The sequence below is a fragment of the Oscillatoria sp. FACHB-1406 genome, from assembly GCF_014698145.1.
Classification (GTDB): Bacteria; Cyanobacteriota; Cyanobacteriia; order Cyanobacteriales; family Spirulinaceae; genus FACHB-1406.
Window position 1 is genome coordinate 62,248 of sequence record NZ_JACJSM010000006.1, and the last position, 21,172, is coordinate 83,419.

At 49.6% G+C, this 21,172-nt stretch carries 22 protein-coding genes; 10 read left to right on the forward strand and 12 right to left on the reverse strand.

Features of this window, described 5'->3' with window-relative positions:
- Positions 1–64: 64 nt before the first annotated feature.
- The 4 genes from H6G50_RS08455 to H6G50_RS08470 all read right to left on the reverse strand — a co-directional run bounded on the left by H6G50_RS08455 (position 65) and on the right by H6G50_RS08470 (position 2,894).
- Positions 65–460 carry a hypothetical protein gene (locus H6G50_RS08455; RefSeq protein ID WP_190715168.1) on the reverse strand — a complete coding sequence of 132 codons (396 nt, stop codon included), beginning with the start codon at positions 458–460 and terminating at the stop codon, positions 65–67.
- A 72-nt stretch (positions 461–532) separates the two neighbouring features.
- The gene (locus H6G50_RS08460; RefSeq protein ID WP_190715169.1) at positions 533–1,753 is read right to left on the reverse strand and encodes a saccharopine dehydrogenase NADP-binding domain-containing protein; all 1,221 of its coding nucleotides are present in this window, start codon (positions 1,751–1,753) and stop codon (positions 533–535) included.
- A gap of 266 nt (positions 1,754–2,019) precedes the next feature.
- On the reverse strand, positions 2,020–2,730 hold the full coding sequence (locus H6G50_RS08465) for a glutamine amidotransferase (protein WP_190715170.1): 711 nt from the start codon (positions 2,728–2,730) through the stop codon (positions 2,020–2,022).
- Positions 2,731–2,744: 14 nt separating this feature from the next.
- Positions 2,745–2,894 carry a DUF2256 domain-containing protein gene (locus tag H6G50_RS08470; protein WP_190715171.1) on the reverse strand — a complete coding sequence of 50 codons (150 nt, stop codon included), beginning with the start codon at positions 2,892–2,894 and terminating at the stop codon, positions 2,745–2,747.
- Positions 2,895–3,558: 664 nt separating this feature from the next.
- On the opposite strand from H6G50_RS08470, the gene H6G50_RS08475 reads away from it, so the two are divergent.
- From H6G50_RS08475 to H6G50_RS08490, 4 genes are all read left to right on the forward strand, one after another.
- Positions 3,559–4,941, forward strand: coding sequence for a CmpA/NrtA family ABC transporter substrate-binding protein (locus H6G50_RS08475; RefSeq protein WP_190715172.1), 1,383 nt, complete (start codon positions 3,559–3,561; stop codon positions 4,939–4,941).
- Between the two features lie 98 nt (positions 4,942–5,039).
- A complete protein-coding gene (ntrB, locus tag H6G50_RS08480) occupies positions 5,040–5,876 on the forward strand; it encodes a nitrate ABC transporter permease (RefSeq protein WP_190715173.1) in 837 nt (278 codons plus the stop codon).
- A gap of 117 nt (positions 5,877–5,993) precedes the next feature.
- The gene (locus H6G50_RS08485) at positions 5,994–7,997 is read left to right on the forward strand and encodes a nitrate ABC transporter ATP-binding protein (RefSeq protein ID WP_190715175.1); all 2,004 of its coding nucleotides are present in this window, start codon (positions 5,994–5,996) and stop codon (positions 7,995–7,997) included.
- Between the two features lie 141 nt (positions 7,998–8,138).
- The gene (locus tag H6G50_RS08490; protein WP_190715177.1) at positions 8,139–8,978 is read left to right on the forward strand and encodes a nitrate ABC transporter ATP-binding protein; all 840 of its coding nucleotides are present in this window, start codon (positions 8,139–8,141) and stop codon (positions 8,976–8,978) included.
- 90 nt (positions 8,979–9,068) lie between these two features.
- Here H6G50_RS08490 and H6G50_RS08495 read toward each other — a convergent pair whose 3' ends face one another.
- A complete protein-coding gene (locus H6G50_RS08495; RefSeq protein WP_190715179.1) occupies positions 9,069–9,965 on the reverse strand; it encodes an alpha/beta fold hydrolase in 897 nt (298 codons plus the stop codon).
- Positions 9,966–10,569: 604 nt separating this feature from the next.
- Here H6G50_RS08495 and H6G50_RS08500 point away from each other — a divergent pair.
- Both H6G50_RS08500 and H6G50_RS08505 read left to right on the forward strand, forming a co-directional pair.
- Positions 10,570–11,361 carry a PEP-CTERM sorting domain-containing protein gene (locus tag H6G50_RS08500; RefSeq protein WP_190715181.1) on the forward strand — a complete coding sequence of 264 codons (792 nt, stop codon included), beginning with the start codon at positions 10,570–10,572 and terminating at the stop codon, positions 11,359–11,361.
- 187 nt (positions 11,362–11,548) lie between these two features.
- Positions 11,549–12,367: a Uma2 family endonuclease gene (locus H6G50_RS08505; protein WP_190715183.1), complete on the forward strand. Its 819-nt coding sequence runs from the start codon at positions 11,549–11,551 to the stop codon at positions 12,365–12,367.
- Between the two features lie 11 nt (positions 12,368–12,378).
- On the opposite strand, the gene H6G50_RS08510 is transcribed toward H6G50_RS08505, so the two are convergent.
- The 6 genes from H6G50_RS08510 to minC all read right to left on the reverse strand — a co-directional run bounded on the left by H6G50_RS08510 (position 12,379) and on the right by minC (position 16,732).
- The gene (locus H6G50_RS08510) at positions 12,379–12,531 is read right to left on the reverse strand and encodes a hypothetical protein (RefSeq protein WP_190715185.1); all 153 of its coding nucleotides are present in this window, start codon (positions 12,529–12,531) and stop codon (positions 12,379–12,381) included.
- A 171-nt stretch (positions 12,532–12,702) separates the two neighbouring features.
- Positions 12,703–13,470 carry a pentapeptide repeat-containing protein gene (locus tag H6G50_RS08515; protein ID WP_190715186.1) on the reverse strand — a complete coding sequence of 256 codons (768 nt, stop codon included), beginning with the start codon at positions 13,468–13,470 and terminating at the stop codon, positions 12,703–12,705.
- Between the two features lie 63 nt (positions 13,471–13,533).
- On the reverse strand, positions 13,534–14,394 hold the full coding sequence (locus H6G50_RS08520; protein WP_190715188.1) for an Npun_R2479 family HD domain-containing metalloprotein: 861 nt from the start codon (positions 14,392–14,394) through the stop codon (positions 13,534–13,536).
- A 136-nt stretch (positions 14,395–14,530) separates the two neighbouring features.
- Complete coding sequence (gene minE, locus H6G50_RS08525; protein ID WP_190715190.1) at positions 14,531–14,899, reverse strand: cell division topological specificity factor MinE; 369 nt, start codon at positions 14,897–14,899, stop codon at positions 14,531–14,533.
- A gap of 80 nt (positions 14,900–14,979) precedes the next feature.
- Positions 14,980–15,777 carry a septum site-determining protein MinD gene (gene minD / locus H6G50_RS08530; RefSeq protein WP_190715192.1) on the reverse strand — a complete coding sequence of 266 codons (798 nt, stop codon included), beginning with the start codon at positions 15,775–15,777 and terminating at the stop codon, positions 14,980–14,982.
- Between the two features lie 133 nt (positions 15,778–15,910).
- On the reverse strand, positions 15,911–16,732 hold the full coding sequence (gene minC, locus H6G50_RS08535) for a septum site-determining protein MinC (protein ID WP_190715194.1): 822 nt from the start codon (positions 16,730–16,732) through the stop codon (positions 15,911–15,913).
- 176 nt (positions 16,733–16,908) lie between these two features.
- Here minC and H6G50_RS08540 point away from each other — a divergent pair, with 176 nt between their 5' ends.
- The 4 genes from H6G50_RS08540 (at position 16,909) to H6G50_RS08555 (ending at position 19,090) form a co-directional block, all read left to right on the forward strand.
- Positions 16,909–17,781: an MBL fold metallo-hydrolase gene (locus tag H6G50_RS08540; RefSeq protein ID WP_190715196.1), complete on the forward strand. Its 873-nt coding sequence runs from the start codon at positions 16,909–16,911 to the stop codon at positions 17,779–17,781.
- 6 nt (positions 17,782–17,787) lie between these two features.
- Positions 17,788–18,078 carry a lipopolysaccharide assembly protein LapA domain-containing protein gene (locus H6G50_RS08545; protein ID WP_190715198.1) on the forward strand — a complete coding sequence of 97 codons (291 nt, stop codon included), beginning with the start codon at positions 17,788–17,790 and terminating at the stop codon, positions 18,076–18,078.
- 492 nt (positions 18,079–18,570) lie between these two features.
- A complete protein-coding gene (locus H6G50_RS08550) occupies positions 18,571–18,738 on the forward strand; it encodes a hypothetical protein (protein ID WP_190715200.1) in 168 nt (55 codons plus the stop codon).
- Between the two features lie 28 nt (positions 18,739–18,766).
- Positions 18,767–19,090, forward strand: coding sequence for a phasin family protein (locus H6G50_RS08555; protein ID WP_190715202.1), 324 nt, complete (start codon positions 18,767–18,769; stop codon positions 19,088–19,090).
- Here H6G50_RS08555 and H6G50_RS08560 read toward each other — a convergent pair.
- Complete coding sequence (locus H6G50_RS08560; protein ID WP_190715204.1) at positions 19,087–20,733, reverse strand: serine/threonine-protein kinase; 1,647 nt, start codon at positions 20,731–20,733, stop codon at positions 19,087–19,089. The two genes, H6G50_RS08555 and H6G50_RS08560, sit on opposite strands and share 4 nt — an antisense overlap.
- Between the last annotated feature and the right edge of the window lie 439 nt (positions 20,734–21,172).

Below are 21,172 nucleotides of genomic sequence, written 5' to 3' on the forward strand. Positions count from 1 at the left end.
GCTTTATATTTTGCGATCGCTAAGAAGACTGGTAGGAATCCCCATCGCTTCAGCACGGGGAGTGTCAAGCCCCAAAAGCGGTCGCTCGCTGGGCAGTTGCCTTCAAGCCGTAGATAGGATTGTTTACCAAATCGTCGCCGTAGGGCGTAAGACCTGAGAAATTCCCGTCCCGAGTCATTTCCCGGCGATCGCAACCATCCTTCCACCAACACCAAGCCAACCAACCAATTTCCTGCTCTTTTAGCACCGTCAAAAGTGCTTGATAGGTCAAATCATTCTGGGGAGGATGATTTTCTTTAATCCCATCAAGATCGTAGTAGCAGTATGCGGTTTCCCCCGCGATCGATTCATCTTGCTTGTTGGCGATTTCACCAAAAACAAGCGGTAAATTGGCTTCGATTACTGCATTAATATGCGGCATTCCATCATAAGCAGCCCAATAAGCGTGTCCGCTAAACAAAAGATTGCGGTCGGGATCGCTATCAATGTTCGCGTCGTCTGGAGTTGGAGGTACGGTATAGGATAGAACCGTTCAACTCCCCACCTGCACAGTCATCCCCGCCCGACGCAACCGTTCTGCTAACACTTCCCCCAACCCCGTTGCTGGGGTCAAAATGCCTCCTCGCTGTTGCCCCCCCGGTAATCGATCGCCGTGTAATACCAAACTTAAAGCCGATTCGCAGACAAATTTAACAGTAGCTCGATTGCCGGGATCGCCGCGATCGCCAATTAAAAACCGTCCTTTGCGTCCATCCATCGCAGTCCCCACCAACTCGCAAGAAAACCAGCCTTCATCCATCGTTTGTTCGGAAGGCCCGCTACCGGGTTGGGGCAGCACCGAACGCAGAAGCGATCGCAGTTGAGGCTGTTGCAGAAGCCCCATGAAAAGACCTAACCCCGTCGTTATTCCGATTGCTTGAAGTCCCGCTAGCGGGGGATCGAACTTGAAATACTCCTGATAAGTAAAATCGCGTCCGTAAGGTTCCTGCCACTGCTCGTATAAAGCGCAACTGCGGCGCACAACGCGGGTATTAACCGGCCCCATAAAAAACGGACCCACCCAAGTATTCACCTCTGAGTCAAAAAACGGAGTTATTGGATCGCGGTTTCGCTCTCTTTCGGCTTCGCTATAGTGCATAGAGGGGTTAAGCAGGAAAGGATCGTTAAACTGTGCCTCGGCTTGCGAATCGTACAAATTCAAGGCCGAGGCTAGGGTTCCGCCGTTGAAGCCGCCGTAAGCTTGGAAATAAGCCTTCACCGACTGACAGGGGACTCCTGCTTCCTGTTGCAGGTGACGAACCAGCAGGTAAGTCCCCAGATCGGACGGCACGGAATCAAAACCACAACCGGGAATGATGCGAGTGCCATCGGCAGCGGCTTGGGAATGGTAGCGCTCGATTAAGGTTCTGACCCAAGGCGTTTCGCCGGTAATGTCTACATAATGGGTTTTGAAGCGAACGCAGGCATCGACAAGGGCATTGCCATAGAGGGCAAAGGGACCGGCTGTGTTGAGAAGCACCTGGGTTTGAGAGACAAGATGATCGATCGCCTGTCGATCTTGGCAGTCAGCGACTAGGATATCTACGGTTGCACCGACTTCATCGCGAACGGCTTCTAATTTCTGGCGGTTGCGTCCGGCGATCGCAAAGGTGACTCGTTCGGGAGAAGTTTGGCGGGCTAAGTAATGCACGGTCTGCCGACCCACAAAGCCACTAGCACCGTAGAGGATGATGTGATAGGGACGCTCGGACATGGGAGTTTCATCTAATCAATAGGGGATAGAAATAAATTCTATGCCATCTTCGTAAGGCCCAGAAGCGCTTGAAAAGACCGCAATGTAGGACACAAGGTTGCGGTTAATATCGGTGAGAAAAGGATTAAATACCGTGGGACACACGGGATTTAAAGCTTGGGGAGAGAACGACCACTGCGATAATTCGGTAACGGATGCGAAGGTTTGTCGGCTCGGTCAACCAAGAATCCCCTCGCCGACCGGCTGGGGAGTATGTCAAGATATACTTATCTCAACTCCAACCAAGCATTCAGAAAAGTTGGCAGCCAATACCGAACCTCTTCGCTATAAAGAGCGTGCTTTTGTTTCTGCTCTTCAGGAGATTGAGCGCCGGGGCGCGATAGATGCGCTGCACCCAGTTGCGTCCAACGTTCCAGCATCGAACTCGTAATTTCCGGATGAAATTGCAAGCCGTAATTGCGATCGCCGTAGCGAAAAGCTTGATTAACAAAAGTCTCGCCCTGCGCTAGCTTCTCCGTACCGGCGGGCAACTCAAACCCTTCTTGGTGCCAGTGATAGACATATTGTGGGGGGCGAATTTCCGTCGCGATCGCGAAGCGATCGAGGAACTGAACCGGGAAATAACCAATTTCGTTAATTCCCTCCGGATGCGCCGCCACATTAGCCCCCAAAACGCGCGCCAGCATTTGCGCCCCCAAACAAATTCCCAAAAACGGCAACCCGCTACTCAGAACCGTTTCAATCCAATCCAGTTCGCGGCGGATAAAAGGAAGATGGTCGTCATTCGCACTCATCGGTCCGCCAAAGATAACCGCACCCGCGTAAGCTTCTAAACCAGAAGGCAGTTCTGCACCCATCGCCGGACAGCAAAGTTCTGCCCGATAGCCGAGGGCGCATAACGCATTACCAATTTCTCCGGTTTCAGAAATCGCTTGATGGACGACAGCTAGAATCTTTCGGGAAGGCAAAACAGACATAAATTGTAAGTGAATTAGAGAGCGGTTTTGCGGCGGCGACAGCGCTCGGAACAGTATTTAACCTCATCCCAGCAATCCGCCCACTTTTTTCGCCAAACAAAGGGACGACCGCAAACCGGGCAAACCTTACTCGGAAAATCAGATTTTTGACGCTGGCGAGCCATCTTAAATACTTAACGATTATCGAAGTGCGGGATTTTAGGCTTTTGGGTCAAAGAGCCATCCTTCTCTTACTATCCTATCAAGTTGATGCCGGTAGTAGTGGACTGACCCTTTACCCTCGAGAATCCGAAACCCAGCCATTTGTTTCCCCGACTGACAATAGACTGCCAGAATTAAAACTCTCAGTTGCAGACATAGCTATTATTCTATGGTAGCAATAATCAATCATCTATTATTGCTTTTAATCTATGGCTACTATTTATTTAGTTTATTAGATTCTATTTTAGGTATTTTGTCCCCACAAAGCCTTAATTAAATAAGGGGTTGCCCTGAAGAGAGCGGCGAAGAACCTGTCCCCACAGGAGTTTGGGCAAAGATCGCTCTCATCAAGCATAGCATATTAAAAACTTATTAATATTATTTTATCTTTGTTCCTTAGACTCGCAAGAATCGCTATCTTTTTCAACCAAAAGGCAGTAGACTTAACTGCAAGGTAACGAAATTCACAATTACGGCAATCCGCTGTAGCCTAGCAAAACGTTAGCGCTTAGATGGGTGTGCCTGTGCTTCCGCATGGGGAAATCAGCCAGGAACGACTAATTTCAAAACCCTTTAATAATGCACGCAATTCAGTTTCAGCGTAGGGAACTGAAAGAAGGAGAACTCATGACTCAATTTTCTAGACTTTCACGTCGCAAATTTTTATACACTGCGGGTGCTTCCACGGGAGCAATTTTACTCAAAGGCTGTCTGGGCAATCCCCCAGACCGGAGTGGGGGCGGAACCACAGCCAGCAGCCCCGCCTCTAGTCCTGCGGCTACCCCCGTCGAACTCAGTCCCGAACAAAAACCTGAAGTCACCAAAGTTAAATTAGGATTCATTCCGATTTTTGAATCGGCCCCCTTAATTATTGCCAAAGAAAAAGGCTTTTTTGCCAAGTATGGGATGCCCGATATTGAAGTTGCCAAACAATCCAACTGGGCATCAGCACGAGATAACGTCGTCATCGGTTCGGAAAAAGGCGGCATCGATGGCGGGCAGTGGCAGATGCCGATGCCGCACCTCATCACCGAAGGAATTATTACCAACGGGCAGAAAGTCCCGATGTACGTCCTCGCGCAACTCGTCACTCAAGCAAACGGGATTGCCATTTCCGGAAAAAATCAAGGTCAAGGCGTTAATTTAAAGCTCGACAGCAAAGCCGTCGATTATATTAAAGGATTTGCTTCAGCCAACGGCCGCAAATTTAAAGCCGCCCATACCTTCCCCAACGTCAACCAAGATTTCTGGATTCGTTACTGGTTTGGTGCAGGTGGTATCGACCCCGATACGGACATCGACCTGCTTGCAGTTCCTCCGCCAGAAACCGTGCAAGGGATGCGGACGGGTACGATTGATGCGTTTAGTACCGGCGACCCTTGGCCCTACCGCATCGTCAGCGATAAAATCGGCTACATGGCTGCCCTCACCGCGCAAATCTGGAAATGCCACCCCGAAGAATATCTAGCAATTCGCGCCGATTGGGTCGATAAAAATCCGAAAGCCACCAAGGCTATCCTGAAAGGCTTGATGGAAGCACAGCAATGGTGTGACAAGCCGGAAAATCGTCCCGAACTGATTCAGATTGTTTCCGGTCGCAACTATTTCAACATTAACCCCACGATTTTAACGCCGCCCTACGAAGGGAAGTACGAAATGGGCGACGGACAACCGGCTGTTGATGACTTTAAAATGGGACCGTTGTATTGGAAAGACGACCTCGGCAGCGTTTCCTATCCTTACAAGAGTCATGACTTATGGTTTTTAACCGAGACAATGCGCTGGAATTTCCATAACGGTTATTTTAAAGATTTCGATACGGCGAAGAAACTCATCGATAAAGTCAATCGTGGCGATTTGTGGGTTGAAGCAGCGAAGGAAGCAGGAATCGCTGCTGCTGATATCCCGACGAGTGATTCTCGAGGGGTAGAAAAGTTCTTCGATGGAGTTGAGTTTGACCCCGAAAAACCGCAAGCGTATCTCGACAGTCTGAAGATCAAGAAGGCTTAATGAGAATTCTCTTGATGCACTCAACAGGATATTTTGTTTCTCTCAAACTCCGCTTGACTTCCAACCCATAACTTTTTAGTAGTGAGGAAAAGTTTGACATGACAGCTAATGTTAGCGTTCGCAGAACTCAAAGTTCTAATCCGCTTGCCAAATTTTGGCAAAAGCAATCGGGTAGTATTGTCCCGGCAATCTTGGGATTTCTCGCTTTTTTAATTATTTGGCAGTTCTTTTCCAGTTCCGGGTTGACACGCTTGCCAGGGCCGTTAAGTTTGGTGACAGAAGTCCGCACTCGCGATTTATTAATGTATCCTTTCTTCGATCGCGGCGGTTTGGATAAGGGATTATTTTGGCAAACATTCGAGAGTTTGAAGCGCGTTGCTCTCGGTTATAGCTTAGCCGCCATTGTCGGCATCATCGTCGGCATTATCATGGGGACTCAACCCATCATTGATAAAGCACTAGACCCCTTATTCCAGTTTTTACGCATGATTGCACCTTTGGCGTGGGTTCCCATCGCCTTAATCGCTCTCCAAAGCCCCCAACCTTCTGCAATCTTCGTTATTTTTATCACCTCGGTTTGGCCCATCCTGCTCAACACCACTGAAGGCGTAAAGCGTATTCCCGAAGATTACAACAACGTCGCGAAGGTATTGCAATTAACCAAGAAAGAATATTACTTAAATATTCTGTTCCCTTCTGCGTTACCTTACATCTTCACCGGCTTGAGAATCGCGATCGGTTTAGCTTGGCTGGCAATTATCGCCGCAGAAATCGTGATGGGCGGTGTCGTCGGCATCGGCTTCTTTATCTGGGATGCTTACCAACAGAACTACGTCAGCGACGTAATCTTAGCAACCGTTTATATTGGTGCAGTTGGCTTGATTCTCGACCGTTTAGTGGCTTGGATTCAAACCTTAATTGTTCGAGGCGAATAAGTTCGAGGAAGTCATGGATAGTGGACGAAAACGAGCATAAGGCTCTCAAAGCGATCGAGCGATTATCAATTGTCCATTATCCATTATCAATTGTCCATTATCTCTGGTGGTAAAAAAATGAGTGCTATTGTTACTGTTGAGAATATAGAACAAGTTTTTCCCTTGACAAATGGGGGAGAATATGTGGCATTGAAAGGCATCGACCTAGAAATTAAAAAAGGCGAATTTATCTCCTTAATCGGTCACTCCGGCTGCGGTAAATCGACATTATTAAACCTGATTGCTGGCTTAGCCTTGCCCACCGACGGCTTAGTCACCCTAGAAGGACAGCGCATTAAAGAACCCGGCCCCGATAAGATGGTGGTGTTCCAAAACTATTCTTTACTGCCTTGGCGCACGGTGCGCGATAACATTGCGCTGGCAGTGGATGCGGTGATGAAAGACTTACCGGAGGGAGAACGTCGCGGGATTATCGAAGAACATATCGATCTCGTCGGATTGCGTCCCCACGTCGATAAAGTTCCCGCCCGGTTGTCGGGGGGACAAAAACAGCGGGTTGCGATTGCCCGCGCCCTTGCCCTGCGCCCCAAACTCCTGTTACTCGACGAACCCTTCGGCGCACTAGATGCGCTGACGCGCGGCAACCTCCAAGAACAATTGATGAAGATTTGCGAGGAAAACCAAGTCACATCGGTGATGGTGACGCACGATGTCGATGAAGCGGTATTATTGAGCGATCGCATCGTCATGCTCACCAACGGGCCGGGATCCCAAATCGGACAAATCCTCAACGTCGATATCCCGCGCCCTCGCAAGCGGATGGAAGTCGTAGAACATCCCAGCTACTATAGCTTGCGCTCCGAAATTATCTACTTCCTCAACCAACAAAAGCGCGTCAAAAAAATGCGAGCGCGCAAAGTTGCAGTGGTGGCGCGTCACGGACTCGAAAAAGTCAACCTCGAACTCGGTTTCGTTCCCCTCACCGCCTGCGCCCCTCTCGCCGTTGCCAAAGAAAAAGGTATCTTCCAAAAACACGGTTTGGATGAAGTTAGTTTAGCGCGGGAAACCAGTTGGCGCGGTATCGCCGACGGCATCGCGAACGGCTACCTCGATGCCGCCCAAATGCCTTCGGGAATGCCCCTCTGGCTTACCCTTGGCGGGCGCGACAATCGCACTCTTCCCTGCGTTACCGCCCTGACGATGACGCGCAACGGTAACGCCATCACCCTCGGCAAACACTTTTATAACGAAGGCGTTTATACCCTCGCCGACTTCAGAAACTACATTCTCAGAACCCGCCATCTCAAGCACCGCTTGGGAGTCGTTCATCCTTCTTCCATGCACAACCTGCTGCTACGCTACTGGTTGGCTTCTGGCGGTATCGATCCCGATCGCGATGTTATCTTACAAAATATTCCGCCCGCACAAATGGTGGTGGATTTACAAAAAGATAGCATCGATGGCTTCTGCGTCGGCGAACCCTGGAACTTGCGCGCGGCGATGGAAGATGTCGGCTTTATCGTGGCGACGGATTTGGAAGTGTGGAACGGGCATCCTGGTAAAGTTTTGGGCGTGCGGGAAGATTGGGCGAATGCTTACCCCAATACGCATATCGCCTTAATTAAAGCACTGCTCGAAGCTTGTCAATATTGCGCGGACGAAGCCAACGAAGCTGAAATTCGGCAAATTCTCTGCCGTCGAGAATATTTGAATACGAAGCCAGAATATATTCAATTAGTAGACCCGAATTCGTTGGTTTGCGATTTACAAGGGCCGAAGAAAACTTACGCCCACCACCTCTTTTATGGGGCAGGTGTCAATCGCCCCAGCCGTACCGAACAGTTGTGGCATATGGTGGAATTGGCGCGCTGGGAACATACGCCGTTCCCCCGCAATTGGCTAGAGATTCTCGAGCGCGTCTGTCGCGTGACGGCATTCAGTACGGCGGCGCGGGAGTTGGGCATTCTCGATACGAAATATCATAAGGGCGCGATCGAACTGTTCGACGGCACGAAGTTTGATGCGGAAGATCCCATCGGCTATCTTAATAATCTCAAGATTAAGCGCGATATCAGCATTGCTGAGGTCGTTCTCGACTCACGCCCCTTAATCGCGGCTTAAATCGAGAAACCGGGTTTCTTTTAACTTAATAGAAGCCCGGTTTAGGTTAGAACTCAATGTTAATAGAGCATTTCCTAGCGATTGCTTTCGAGCCAGTTTCTTTTACAATCTCTCTTTTTCCTCTTACCTTCAAACACCGCCATGATCTCACCCCTAACTGCTAAAGAACAACTCCGCGATACGCGAACCAATACGCCTTTTTTGGTTTTTGACGGCGTTTCTAAAATTTATCCTACTCCAAAAGGTAAGTTTGTCGTTCTCGACAATGTGAACCTGACGATTAACCAGGGTGAATTTATCTGCGTTATCGGGCATTCCGGCTGCGGAAAATCGACGCTGTTAAGCTTAGTTTCTGGCTTCCAGAAGCCTTCTATCGGGAGCGTTCTTCTGGATGGAAAACCCGTTGGCGATCCGGGTCCCGATCGCATGGTAGTCTTCCAAAACTACGCACTTCTGCCCTGGCGGACGGTATTTGAGAACGTTTATATTGCAGTTCATGCGGTCTATCCGAATAAGTCGCAGCAGGAAAAACGCGCGATTGTACGCGATCATTTAGCAATGGTTGGATTGAGCGAAGCAGCGGATAAAAAACCGCCGCAAATTTCTGGGGGTATGAAACAGCGGGTTTCCATTGCGCGCGCCTTGGCCATTCGCCCGCAAGTGCTGATTTTAGATGAACCTTTCGGCGCGTTGGATGCAATTACGAAGGAAGAGTTACAGCAGGAATTACTCGATATTTGGAATGAAAATCGCTGTACGGTGTTGATGATTACCCACGATATCGACGAGGCATTGTTCTTAGCCGATAAATTAGTGATGATGACTAATGGACCGGCAGCGAATATTGGGGAGGTGATGGAGATTCCGTTTGCAAGACCGCGCGATCGCGATTTGATTATGGAAGATCCGACCTACTACAAACTGCGCAACCATGCTCTTGATTTCCTCTACAACCGTTTTGCTCACGACGATGTAGGTTAAGTAGGAATTAAAGGCGCTGTTTTTATCTGATATTACTGTTAATGCAGTCTTAGATTGGTGCGTTACGCTGCGCTAACGCACCCTACTATTTTAGAGAATGTCCCGATGAGCAAAGTTTAAAATTGCGGCAGCAACTTCGGAGGGATATTCTTCGTGCATTCCTAAAGTTCCGGGCAAGCGCGCGATTTGCACTCCCGAAGCTTCAGCTATTGCTTCCATTCCTGCCTTGGAAGTGGGTGGTGCTTGTTCGGCAATAATGGCGAGAATGGGCAGCGAAACTCGTTGAATTAAGGCGAGAAATTCAGCGCGACTTTGGACGGGATCTAACCCGCCGGTGACAAAGGCAGCGGGGGCAAAACGCGCACCCGGTTGTTGAGTGCTTTGATATTTGGTATTCATAAATTCTGGCGTTAAGCGATCGCGATCGCAAAAAACGTGCCGCCCGTACATCCAGCGTAAAAAACCGGGTCGCGTATTGAGATAATACAAAAACTGTCCCAGAAGGGGCGATCGCACCATTCCCTCTACCGCCTTTCTCATCCCCGCAGGCGCGCCCATCACCCTCAACGGTCCCTGCCACGTCGGGGCGACTAGCACCAGCTTAGAGACGTGCTGCGGTAGTTCTGCGGCAACGTCTAGGGCGTATCCCGCCGCGTGTCCCGCCGCTGCAATGATAACCGGACTGTCAAAGGAAGCAGCGACGAAATCTCGCAGCATTTGGCGATAGAGTTCCGGATTGTAGGGTAAGGGCGGGCGAGCGGATTGCCCGAAACCGAGCCAGTCGAGAACGGTAACGCGATACTGAGGCGCTAAAATCTCAGCAATTTTCAGCATCTCCGTCCGACTCGATACGGTACTGAAGGCGGGAAGCAATAGTATTGGGTTGCCCTGTCCGAGGGTTTGGTAAACGATGGAAAACTCTTGTCCTTGCCAGTTCCAGCGATAAGAATTGCATGGCTCGGCGCGCGATGGGGAAGAAATTGTCATGGGGATGCGAATTCAGTGTAAATTCTAGTTTAGGATAGTCCGATCGCGCTCCGTATTCCGCAGTTTGTAAAGGTTATATAAACTGGGAGCGCCGGAAGAAATTCAGTATTAAAAGATTTTTTTTATACTCATATTGTGCAAATACGGGGGATTGAAAGCAGGCTTCTGTAAATTCATGGAAACCTTTACCTCTCAAGATTGAGCCGCCTAACTTTGTTGGAAAGAGCCTAGGATATCGTAAAACCGATGTAATAAAGGTTGTTGACGGACAGCGATCGCTTTGGGGTGCGATCGCGATCGCAAAAATATACGGATGTCTGCTGAATCAACTTAGACCCAAGTTAAGCGTAACTGCTACCTCGGTGTCCGGTTTTAATGCACCGATGCACGCTCCAATCCTATTGAAGATTTGATGAACCCGTAGAAAAACTGTAGACAACTCAAAGCACAGTTTCTTATAAAGGGATTGTGGAAAGAAAAACTTTGTCAGGTTCGATTAACGAACAGTTCGGACAAAAACTCGTGTAGCAAGCAAAAGTAAGTCCGAACGCAACTATTCAACCTGGAAACCAAAACGTGCAAATTTTATTAGGAGCCAAAGAGCATGAAATCTCAAGTGTTGACTGGTCTGCTTGCTGCCACCGCTACCGTCGCTAGCGTATTTACGGCAAACGCTTCCTATGCGTTCAACCTCAAGCAAAGCAACCCCAATCTTTACAATACCTTTTACAGCTATGTCAATGGCGAGCGCAATGAGTTAACAGATGCCGCTCAACATAAGTTAGATGCTGGCAGCTTAGTTGCAACGGGTGACAGCTTTGATATCGTCTTCATGACTGAAGGTGCAACCTACATTAACGACTTGTTCTATTCGGAAAATGGCGGCGCGCTCAAACTCGGAATGGATAATATCGCTTCCAACGACACCGCCCTGGCAAGTTTTAACAGCAGCTACAATAGCTACAACGGCCATCGCGAACTCGGCGAAGGACTCACCTACCAAACTCAAAAAGGTAACGTCCTCGACTTCTTCCTCAAATCCTTCCAGTGGTGGAAAGGCGACGGCAGCGACTACAATCTCAAAAATCTGTTCGGTGCTGAAGGTGCAGCCGGGGCTAATACCGATGGCTTGCAACATCTCGTTGCCTACGACTACTTCGACGGAAAAGATAGCTGGACGCTGCTCGGGTTTGAAGATATTGCTGGCGCTAAAGATCCGAATAACCCTTGGGGAACCTCCGATCGCGACTTCAACGACGCATTCTTCGCCATTCGCGGCGTAACTCGCGGCACAACTCCCCCGCCCGCAACCGTTCCCGAACCGGGTGTTACCCTCGCCCTTGTGGGTATCGCAGGTGGCTACATTGCTTCTCGCCGCCGCCAAGCCGCTAAGTAACAATGGATGGGAAATGGAGCAATTGCAGAACCTCGATTTCCCGCCATTAATGAATCCTTAATTAAACAACTAAACCCGGTTTCTCCCCGCAGAAACCGGGTTTAAAATTGCAAGAAGTTGCTGCCAAACTCGCTCTGGATTCGAGCGATCGCCTATAATTCAGAACAACTGTTCTTATCTAACAGCCATGACTTTAGCTCGAGAAACCCCCCACAAACTCGTAGTCTCCCCCAAAATCACTTGGGAACCCCTCCCACCCGGCTTTCAGCTTGACGAAGAACCTGTGGATAACATCGACCAAACTTTGCTTGCGGGCGCATTAAGCGAAAGCTTAGAACTCGCGGGCTATCTCAAACCCACCATGCTAGTGGGAGCGGACTTAGGAATTTGCGCCACCATAGACGAACAATTAAACATTAAAGCACCCGATTGGTTTTATGCCAGCCCAGTGCAAGAATGGACGGCAACAGCTTGCCGCAAAAGCTATACGCCCCACTTAGAAGGCGCAGTTCCCAGCATCGTCATCGAATTCCTCTCCGACAAGGATGGAAGTGAATATTCTGTCAAACGCAGCTACCCTCCGGGGAAATGGTATTACTACGAACAAATCTTGAAAATCCCCACCTATGCCATCTTTGAACCGGATGGGGGATTGTTGGAAGTGTATCGATTGCCAGAAAACGGACGTTACGAACTCGAACAACCTAATGAGGAAGGAAAACATTGGATAGCGGAAATGGGGTTGTTTTTGGGAACGTGGCGGGGGGAAAAGGAAGGGCGAACGGTATATTGGTTGCGCTGGTGGGATGAAGCGGGGAATCTGTTGTTGTGGGGAGTGGAATTGCTGCAACAAGAACGCCAGCGCGCGGATGCCGAAAGTTTGCGCGCCGAAGAAGAACGCCAGCGTGCGGATGCGGAAAGTTTGCGTGCTGAAGAAGAACGCCAGCGTGCAGAAAAACTTGCTGCCTATCTGCGCCAACAGGGTATTAATCCCGACGATTTATAACTTTATCGCGATTACATCGGATTGCTATAGTTAGCTGCCATATTGAAGGAAGATTGCGGAGTGGGCGCTTCCCCAACGGGCAGAACGTTGGACTGAGGGTTGAGTTGAGCAAACCAAGAGAGCGAGACTGCGATCGCGCCGGCTAATAAAAATCGTTCTAACATAACAGCCTACCTCCCTTTCTCTGTCCTAGGGCCGCTCCATAATTAACCCTCGAACGCTTGTATCTCTATTGTGTCAGTCTAAAGGTAGAAAGAGGCATGACCCCATACCGCGCGAGACGCTAATATTGGTCATGGTAGACAGCGATCGCGGTCACAACCGACAACGTTCCTTTAAAATAGAAAACGTAACAGTAGGGAACCGATGCCCGTAATGACGTTCCCAATATTGCTACCTCCCCCTTGATTCATCGGTTGGCGAGCCACCTCAATCACTTCGGCGAAATTTTTCGCGGCTTCCACGCCCGACGGATTCTTTTGAACCTCAAACAAGGCCGATGCTACTTTTGCATCCCGTTCCGCCGCCCCATAATTCCCCAATCGGAATAGTGCCAATCCTCGCCCCAAATAAGCTGGAGCGAACTGAGGATTGAGAGTAATCGCCGTATTATAGCGATCGATCGCGGCTCGATAATTACCATTCTGCGCCTCAATCGCCCCCCAAGCATGGAAATTCTCCGGCGTTCCGGCATAATCCGGAATCCCGTAAGTTCCCTCAACATAAGCCATGCGCAAATCCGTTCCCGCCAAATTTGCATTCACCAAATACGCCCCGCGCAAATCCGTTCCCGTTAAATTCGCGCCCACCAAAATTGCTCCCATTAAGTTCGCCCCATTCAGCGATGTTCCCGTAAGATTAGCCCCCATCAAATTCGCTCCCGTCAAATCCGCCCGACTGAGATTGGCATAACTCAGATCCGCGCCCTGCAAATCTGCGCCCTTTAAATCGCTCAGCACAAAACCAGCATTCCGTAAATCGCAACTCGGACATTGTTTCGTCGCGAGTAGTTGGCTTGTGTGCTGGATATTATCCGCACGAACGGGAAGCGCAACGCTCGATACGGCAAAAACAATCGCGGCAAAAGAAAAGTTAAATTTCATAGTTCGGTGTTACTGATAACTGATATACGGAACTTTCATAAAACGTCCTTAGCGATCGCTGATTTAAACTCCCACTACTTTTTGAATCTCCCGAGCGTGTTCGATCGCAAAAACATTCGCGTAGAGGTTCGCCATAATTTGCTGACCTTCCTGGGTCAAAGACAGATACTCTAGAGCATCTTTCACATAAGGATAAACCGCCTTCCAATAAAACTTCGCGTAATTGCGCCGCAAATCGCCCGGATTGCTAAAACCCATAACCTTATTTGCGCCTGTTTCTTCAAACTCATAAAACAGAGCGCTAATTTTTTTCAAATAACGCGGATCGCTCAATTGCCCGATTAAATCTGAAGCGCGGACTAAACCCGCATAACCGGAGGTATTTTGATGGTCGCTAGAATTGGGAACCGGAAAACGAGTCAATTCGATGCTTTGCTTAATCCATCCCGCATCGATAAGTTTGTGGTTGCCGAAGCGTTCGTCAATAAAGAGTTTCCCTCGGTCTACATGATAAGGCGTGAGGGAGGCATCGGAACAGCCGGGAGGAAGGTGAACCATCGTCTCGCCTTTGCCCGTCGCATAGAGCCTCTCTTGTTCTCGATCTTGACGGCACACGCTTTTAACGTAACCGATATCGTGACAGAGTAGCGAAATGGTGAAGTGCAACCAATCTTCGCAGGAAACGCCGCCATCGCGAATATGTTTGCCGCGCAGAACTTCTTGCCCGACTAGGGTTACTAAAATAGAGTGTTCGACATTGTGGTAGAGTGCATCGCTGTTGGCAATATTTTCCATTGCCATGCTTCCGGCCCAAGTGATAATTTCGGCGTAGTCTTGCTTGAGTCCGCCATAGGTTCGACGATAACTGTCTCGCAGTCGTCGAACAAATTCATCTATCAGGATTTCTGTTGCGTTAAATAACATCCTCAACCTCGATTTCTATCGTGCCACTCTACGAATCCCTACGAGATTGCTTCGACCCAAGTTAAGAAGGCTGACCGAACTGAAATGCTTTGAGGCTCGATCGCCCGATCCTGTAAGCTGCTGCCAGCATCGCGGCTTAGGCTTCTTCAGCAGGTTCGCTCGTTTCGGCAGAGTTGACAGATTCCCCAGATTCTATCGGTTCTTCCGGTTTAGCCAGTTCGGCAGGTTTTAAACCTTTTTCAACTTTAACGCGCTTGATGGGTAAATTCGCAATTAAAGCAGTAACGCGATTATCGCTTTCGAGGCTAACTTCTGATTCTTGGGGATCGATTTCTACATAACGCGCGACAACATCTAAAATTTCTTGGCGCATCGCTTCTAAATCGTCAGGATCGATGCCGGTTCGATCTTGGGCAATCACCAGTTTTAAGCGCTGTTTCGCATCGGTACGGCTGTTGGCGGCGCGATTCCAACGGAAGAGTTGTTCGAGGAGTTCGCTGAGCATATGGGGAGGAATTATGAATTATGAATTATGAATTATGAGTGATAAATGATAAGGGGTGAATGATGAAGGGGGGAGGGGGATTAGCTGCGGAAGAGACGCAGGAGGCGGGAGAAGAATCCTTCATTGGCGGACATGAAATCGAGGAAGGGGACGCTTTCTCCTTCTAAGCGTCGGGCGATGTTGTTAAAGGCGAGTCCGGGAAGGGAGGCTTTATCATCGAGGACGAGGGGTTCGCCTCGGTTGCTGGCGACGATGATGCGTTCGTCGTCGGGCATGATGCCAATGGGGGGAATGGCGAGGATTTCGAGGACATCTTCGACACTCATCATGTCGTTGGCTTTTACCATTTGCGGTTTGAGGCGGTTGATGAGGAGGCGAATGGTTTTTACACCGTTGGCTTCGAGCAGTCCGATGACGCGATCGGCATCGCGCACGGCGGTGACTTCTGGGGTAGTGACGATGATGGCTTCGGTGGCGGCGACGATCGCATTACGAAATCCGAGTTCTATCCCCGCCGGACAGTCGATGAGGATGTAGTCTTGGGTTTTGCTCAACTGGTCGATTAGCTGCTTCATTTGTTCGGGAGCGATCGCTTCTTTGTTGCGGGTTTGGGCGGCGGGAAGCAGGACTAATCCGGGTTGGCGTTTGTCTTTGACGAGGGCTTGTTCGAGACGGCAGTCTCCGGCGATGACTTCAATGGCGGTGTAAACGACGCGATTTTCGAGTCCGAGGAGTAAGTCGAGGTTTCTCAATCCAAAATCGGCATCAACGACGGCGACTTTATGCCCGCGCTGGGCGAGGACAGTTCCGAGGTTTGCCGTGACGGTGCTTTTGCCGACTCCACCTTTACCGGAGGTGATAACAATAATGCGACTCATAATTTATAAAATGTCTGGATGAGTTAAAGGACTGTAGGAGTAACGGTTCGAGACCCCGGTCTTTAATTTTTTTAGGGAGGAAATTAAAAAATGAGATTCCCTCGTTGTAGGGAAGTGGATAACGATTTGAACTTTATCGGGAGTTGGCGATCGCGTCAATCCAAACGCCTGCTACCGAATCAAAGATATAGGACTTGGCGAAGTTCACGGCTTTAGTGAGGCGAATCCCGTCGGCGGTGATATAGGCAACTTCGGGATAAAAATGTTCTGGCGATTGTTCGGGAACGCGGGCGAGGATATCGGCAATCCGAAGTTGGGTGGCTTCCATTTGCAGGGCGATAATGCGGCGATCGCGTTGTCCTTCGGCTCCGGCATGGGCAATCCCCAGCAACCGCCCCCAAACAAAGATATCGCCCGAAGCGATGATGATGCAACCCGGATTGACATCGCCAAAAATAACGACTGTGCCGGGGTGGCGAATTTCAACGCCGGAACGTAGGGTAGATTGAAGGTAGAGCGGCGGTTCGGATAAATCCTTGTTGGAGGATGTTCCGGGGGTTAGCAGCGGTGTATCGGGGGGCTGCTGTTCGACGGAATAACCGGCGGTGGCGGCGGCGACAGCGGTTTGTCGGCGATTGGTTTGGACGCAATCGATTTTCAGTTCGACTTCGGTGAGGGCTTGGGCGAGGGATTGCAGTTGGCGAGCATCCAGAAGGCGATCGCGTGCTATTAAGGTTACACTCGCTCCGGGCTGCCAAAATCGTTCTCCAGAATTCAATCGCTGTTTGAGTCGATCCAATATTTCTAACCAATCCCCTACTGCTTTGCTCTCAGAATTCGGCAAGAGCAATTGTAACTGCTCGTTGTTCGCAGTTAAGCGCACTTGCGCGTCTGCATCGGTTAATAGCGCGATTGGAATATCGGGTAAGGAAGCGGGTTCGGCAGAGTCAGTCATCGGGGAAGAGTTAATCGGTTATTAGTGAATCGTATCGTTATGATTGATTGAGCGGGCAGGCGCTCGGTCGATCGGTTTAAATAAATGCGATATAGGATTTTAGCGTTAACGGGCAGCAAAGCGATCGCCCGAAGATTTTAAAAAGCTGGCATTATAGAGGAAAGGGGGTAAGAACAATGGCAACTGTAGCAAAACGGCGATCGCAAAATAGCGAAGGTGATTTCTATGTCGATTCTACCTGCATCGACTGCGATACTTGTCGTTGGATGTCGCCGGAAACCTTTCATCGAACCGAGGAACAGTCGGCGGTTTACCATCAACCCACCACGCCCGAGGAACGTTTAACAGCACTGCAAGCTTTACTTTCTTGTCCTACCGCTTCTATTGGGACGACAGAAAAAGCCAAAGATATTAAAGCCGTTCAAGAAACGTTTCCGATTCCCATTGAAGACAATGTTTACCATTGCGGCTATCATTCGGAACTTTCTTACGCGGCGGCGAGTTATTTTATTCAACATCCCGACGGTAATATTTTAGTCGATTCGCCCCGGTTTGCTTCGCCTTTGGTCAAACGGTTGGAAGCGCTGGGCGGCGTGCGCTGGCTGTATTTGACGCATCGGGACGATGTAGCGGATTGGCGCAAGTTTCGCGAGCATTTCGGCTGTACGGCGATTTTGCACGCTGATGATGTTTCCGAGAAGACGCGAGACGTGGAGATGCAGTTAACGGGAGAAGAACCCGTGACTTTAGCGGCGGATATCACGATTATTCCGGTTCCCGGACATACGAAAGGGCATACTGTGCTTTTGTATCGCGATAAATTTTTGTTTACCGGCGATCATTTAGCGCGAGGGAGTTCTGGGCAGCATTTAACGGCATTCCGCGCTTATTGCTGGTATTCTTGGCCGCAACAAATCGAATCGATGCGCAAGCTCCAAAATTATACGTTTGAGTGGATTCTTCCCGGTCACGGACGGCGCTATCATAGCGATCGCGCGACGATGCAACAGGAACTCGCGCAATGTATTACTTGGATGGAAGCGCATTAGGAAGAGATGAGCAAGCTGACTAATTTACTTTCGTCTTTGATTATCGCAGCGTGGGCCGTCGCGATCGCGGTTCTTTCGGTACAAAACTACTCATTTATTTCCCTTAAATTCCTCACTTTTACCTCAATTCCGTTCCCCTTCGGCGTTCTGTTAACTTTCTGTTTTGGGGGCGGGTTGATTTTGGGCGCGCTGTTTCCGTTATTGTTGGGGAAACCGAGAAGATCCGCGCGATCGATGCGAGGCAGAGAGCGTAATGATTATCTTGAGGAAAGCGATCCTTTAGAAGATTGGTCTTGAGTAGGACTTTCCAAAATTATAGGGATTTGAGTGAAAGTATACTAATCCAATGCTCGGAGCGATCTCGCGCTGTCGATGAAGCGGTAGCGATGTTCGGCTAGCGAGTTCAATAGTTCGATTTTTTTTGGGACAGAAGTAATGACTGCAAGCAACCAATCGCCCAACAGCTATATTGAAGAAAATCCTGGTAAATCTACAAATAAGGTTTTTCCGGTTGCTCGAAAAACGATACAACCATGAAAACTTTAATTTATTATTAGTTGATAAATTGAATTGGATAAAATCTTTTCAAAAACTCTTGTTAGAAGAGGTATAGCAGTTTTCACATGGATGAGGTACACCTAGCGGGCGAATACCATTCGCCCCTACGGGGCGGCGTTTAATTTCGAGGAGACCTCGAAATCCGCGCCCCTAAAACCTCGAAATCCGCAAGAAGCAACGAAAATGTAACGCTCTGGCATCTCCTTCAACGGTGCATCAATAGGATTGTAAGTGCAATACAAAGACCGATCTGAAAAATTGAGTATTCTCGCTTACCCCATCACCCCCTCTCCCCGTCCCCCCATCCCCCAGAAGGGCGGTTTTCCCTACGTGGGGGACTTCTCTAATTGTGCCATGATTGAAGAAGTTGGCTTAGCATTGAAACTGACACAGGACTGACGCACGACGAAAGGCAGATAATCGGGTTATGGACAACAATAATTGGATTCAACAGCTTTTAGTATTAGGCGTGGGAACGACTTCCCTCGTCGCTGAGAAGTTGCGCGAGGCGGGAGATCAATGGGTTCGAGAAGGTAAGATGAACCCGGATCAAGCTAAGGTAATGGTTGACGATGTGATGTCGAAGCTGGATAGCGATCGCGGTAACATTGAAGAAGGAATGCAGCGCCAGTTGCGCAATATGCTTCAGGATTTGGGCGTGCCGCGCCAGTCGGAAGTCGATGAGTTGCGCGGACGCATCGATCGCTTGGAAAGACAGATCCGAGATTTAGAAAACAAAAGCTGGCGTTAAGGTTGGCGAACGGCGGAACGATTCTGTTCCTCTAGGCGGCTTAATTTCGCGCGGTACTCGCTGCGAAGCGTTTTGACGCGATCGCTCAATAAGCTCTCGTTCGCGATATCATCCAATTGCGCGATCGCTTTTTCCCACTCCCCTCGCGCTTCCGCTACACCATCTGGGGTTGTGGCTAAGTTCGCCGCCCGTTCTGCTTTTTGTGCCTGCTTTTCTGCCGCCGCTAACCGGTCTGCAACAGCCGTTTCGCTGGCAAGGCGCGCGTCGATTTGGCGCAGTTCGTTGCGATAATACGCCAGTAGCGGTTGTGCCTCGGTGTACGCGCTGACATCTTCGGGAATGCCGCGCAATTGGGCGAGGGTTTCAGCAATACGAGCGCGCTGTTTTTGTAAATCATCCAGGTTTTGCGGCGGACTGCTCAACAAACGAGCGGTGGTATCTTGTTGGAGGATGCGAGCGTAAAGTTGCTGGAATTCATTCTCGCGGGCGCAAGACTTGAGAGGTTTGCATAAAAAGGGAATATAAGGCGATCGCATCCCAATCACAATACTCGTCGCCACAATCGCCACCAACCCCGTCAAGGAAAGCGCCAAACCGCTATAGGTACTCATTTTGCTGGGATTTGGCTCGCGACTGAGGGCAAATAAACTCGAAATCGCCGTCCATCTCATCGGCGCGGTTTCTGCGTTCTGCACCGTCGTTATTTTGGCGAGGGCGGGAGTTTTCGAGCGAGGTACAACGGCGAGGGATTGGTGCATCTGTCGCACCGAAGCAAGCGCTGCTAACACTTCCGCTGCCGAAGCATAGCGTTCTTGGGGGCGTTCTGCGAGCATTTTAGCGAAGATTCCCGCTAAAGCATCGCTAACGCGCGCGCTATCTCGCCATTGCCACTCCATTCCGTAACTATCGTACAACTCGCTCGGCGGTTTCCCCGTCAGCAACACCAACGCCGTCACCGCGATCGCGTAGAGATCGCTATTCGGGTAGCATTGTCCCATCCGTACCTGTTCTGGCGGCGCGTACCCGACTTTCCCCACAAATGCGGTGCGAGTTTCTGTTTTCGGGGATTTTACCCCAACAGCAACCTCCGTCATTGCCTGTTTGACGGCTCCAAAATCAATGAGCATCGGTTTTGGGTGGGCGGTTTCGGGCGTTTCTGCCTCCGATCGCGGCAGCATGATATTATCCGGCGAAAGATCGCGATGAATGACTCCTGCGCGATGGATATAGTCCAGCACGGGCAAGATATCTGCTAACCATTGCAGAATTTCTGCCTCGGAAAATCCTTGTTGTTGGCGGGCGAGACGTTCTTCGAGCAAAACGTGATAATTTTTGCCGTCGATATATTCTTCGACAAGAAACAATCGCTCCTCTGCTTCAAAACAAGCCAGAAAGCGGGGAATTTGGGGGTGAGAGAGCCGGTGTAGCACTCGCGCCTCGCGTAGAAACAATTCGCGCGATTTTGCCAATACTGCTGTATCTCCTGCGGGCGGCAAAAACTCCTTAACGACGCAAAGATCGTTAAAACAGCGTTCGTCGGCGACGAGATAGGTGCGTCCCATTCCCCCTTCGCCTAAAAGACGCTGGACGCAGTAACGGCGATCGATTAACGTATCGGTAGCAATGGCTGATGTAGCCCCCATAATGGTGCAGGGAATTCAAAATTTAAGATTTCAAATTCAAAATTGAAGTGAGAGGGCGCTGCAACAAAAGAAACTGGGTTTTGAGATTTTGTTGCGCCCGAGCTTCGCTTCAATCTCGATCGGTTTTGTCTGTTTCTATGTTGCGAATTTTCCGACGAAAATCGAGCATTTTCTACAAATGTTGACAAATCTTGCGATCGCCATCCTAGCAGATGCGAATAGAAATCCCGCACGCCTCCAGTCCAGCCTTCCCTGAGTACCAATCTTGCGATCGCATTTTTAGAACGCGAATTTCCCCCAGCGGGACGACCGTGTAATTGTTTTATTACAAAGTAATAGCATCTATTTCCACTCTTGCTAGGGGTCTGCCAAAATTGAAGCAGTTGGATGTGCGGACTATTAATCTTACTCCCTCACTTCCCTCTCCAGAACGGATAAA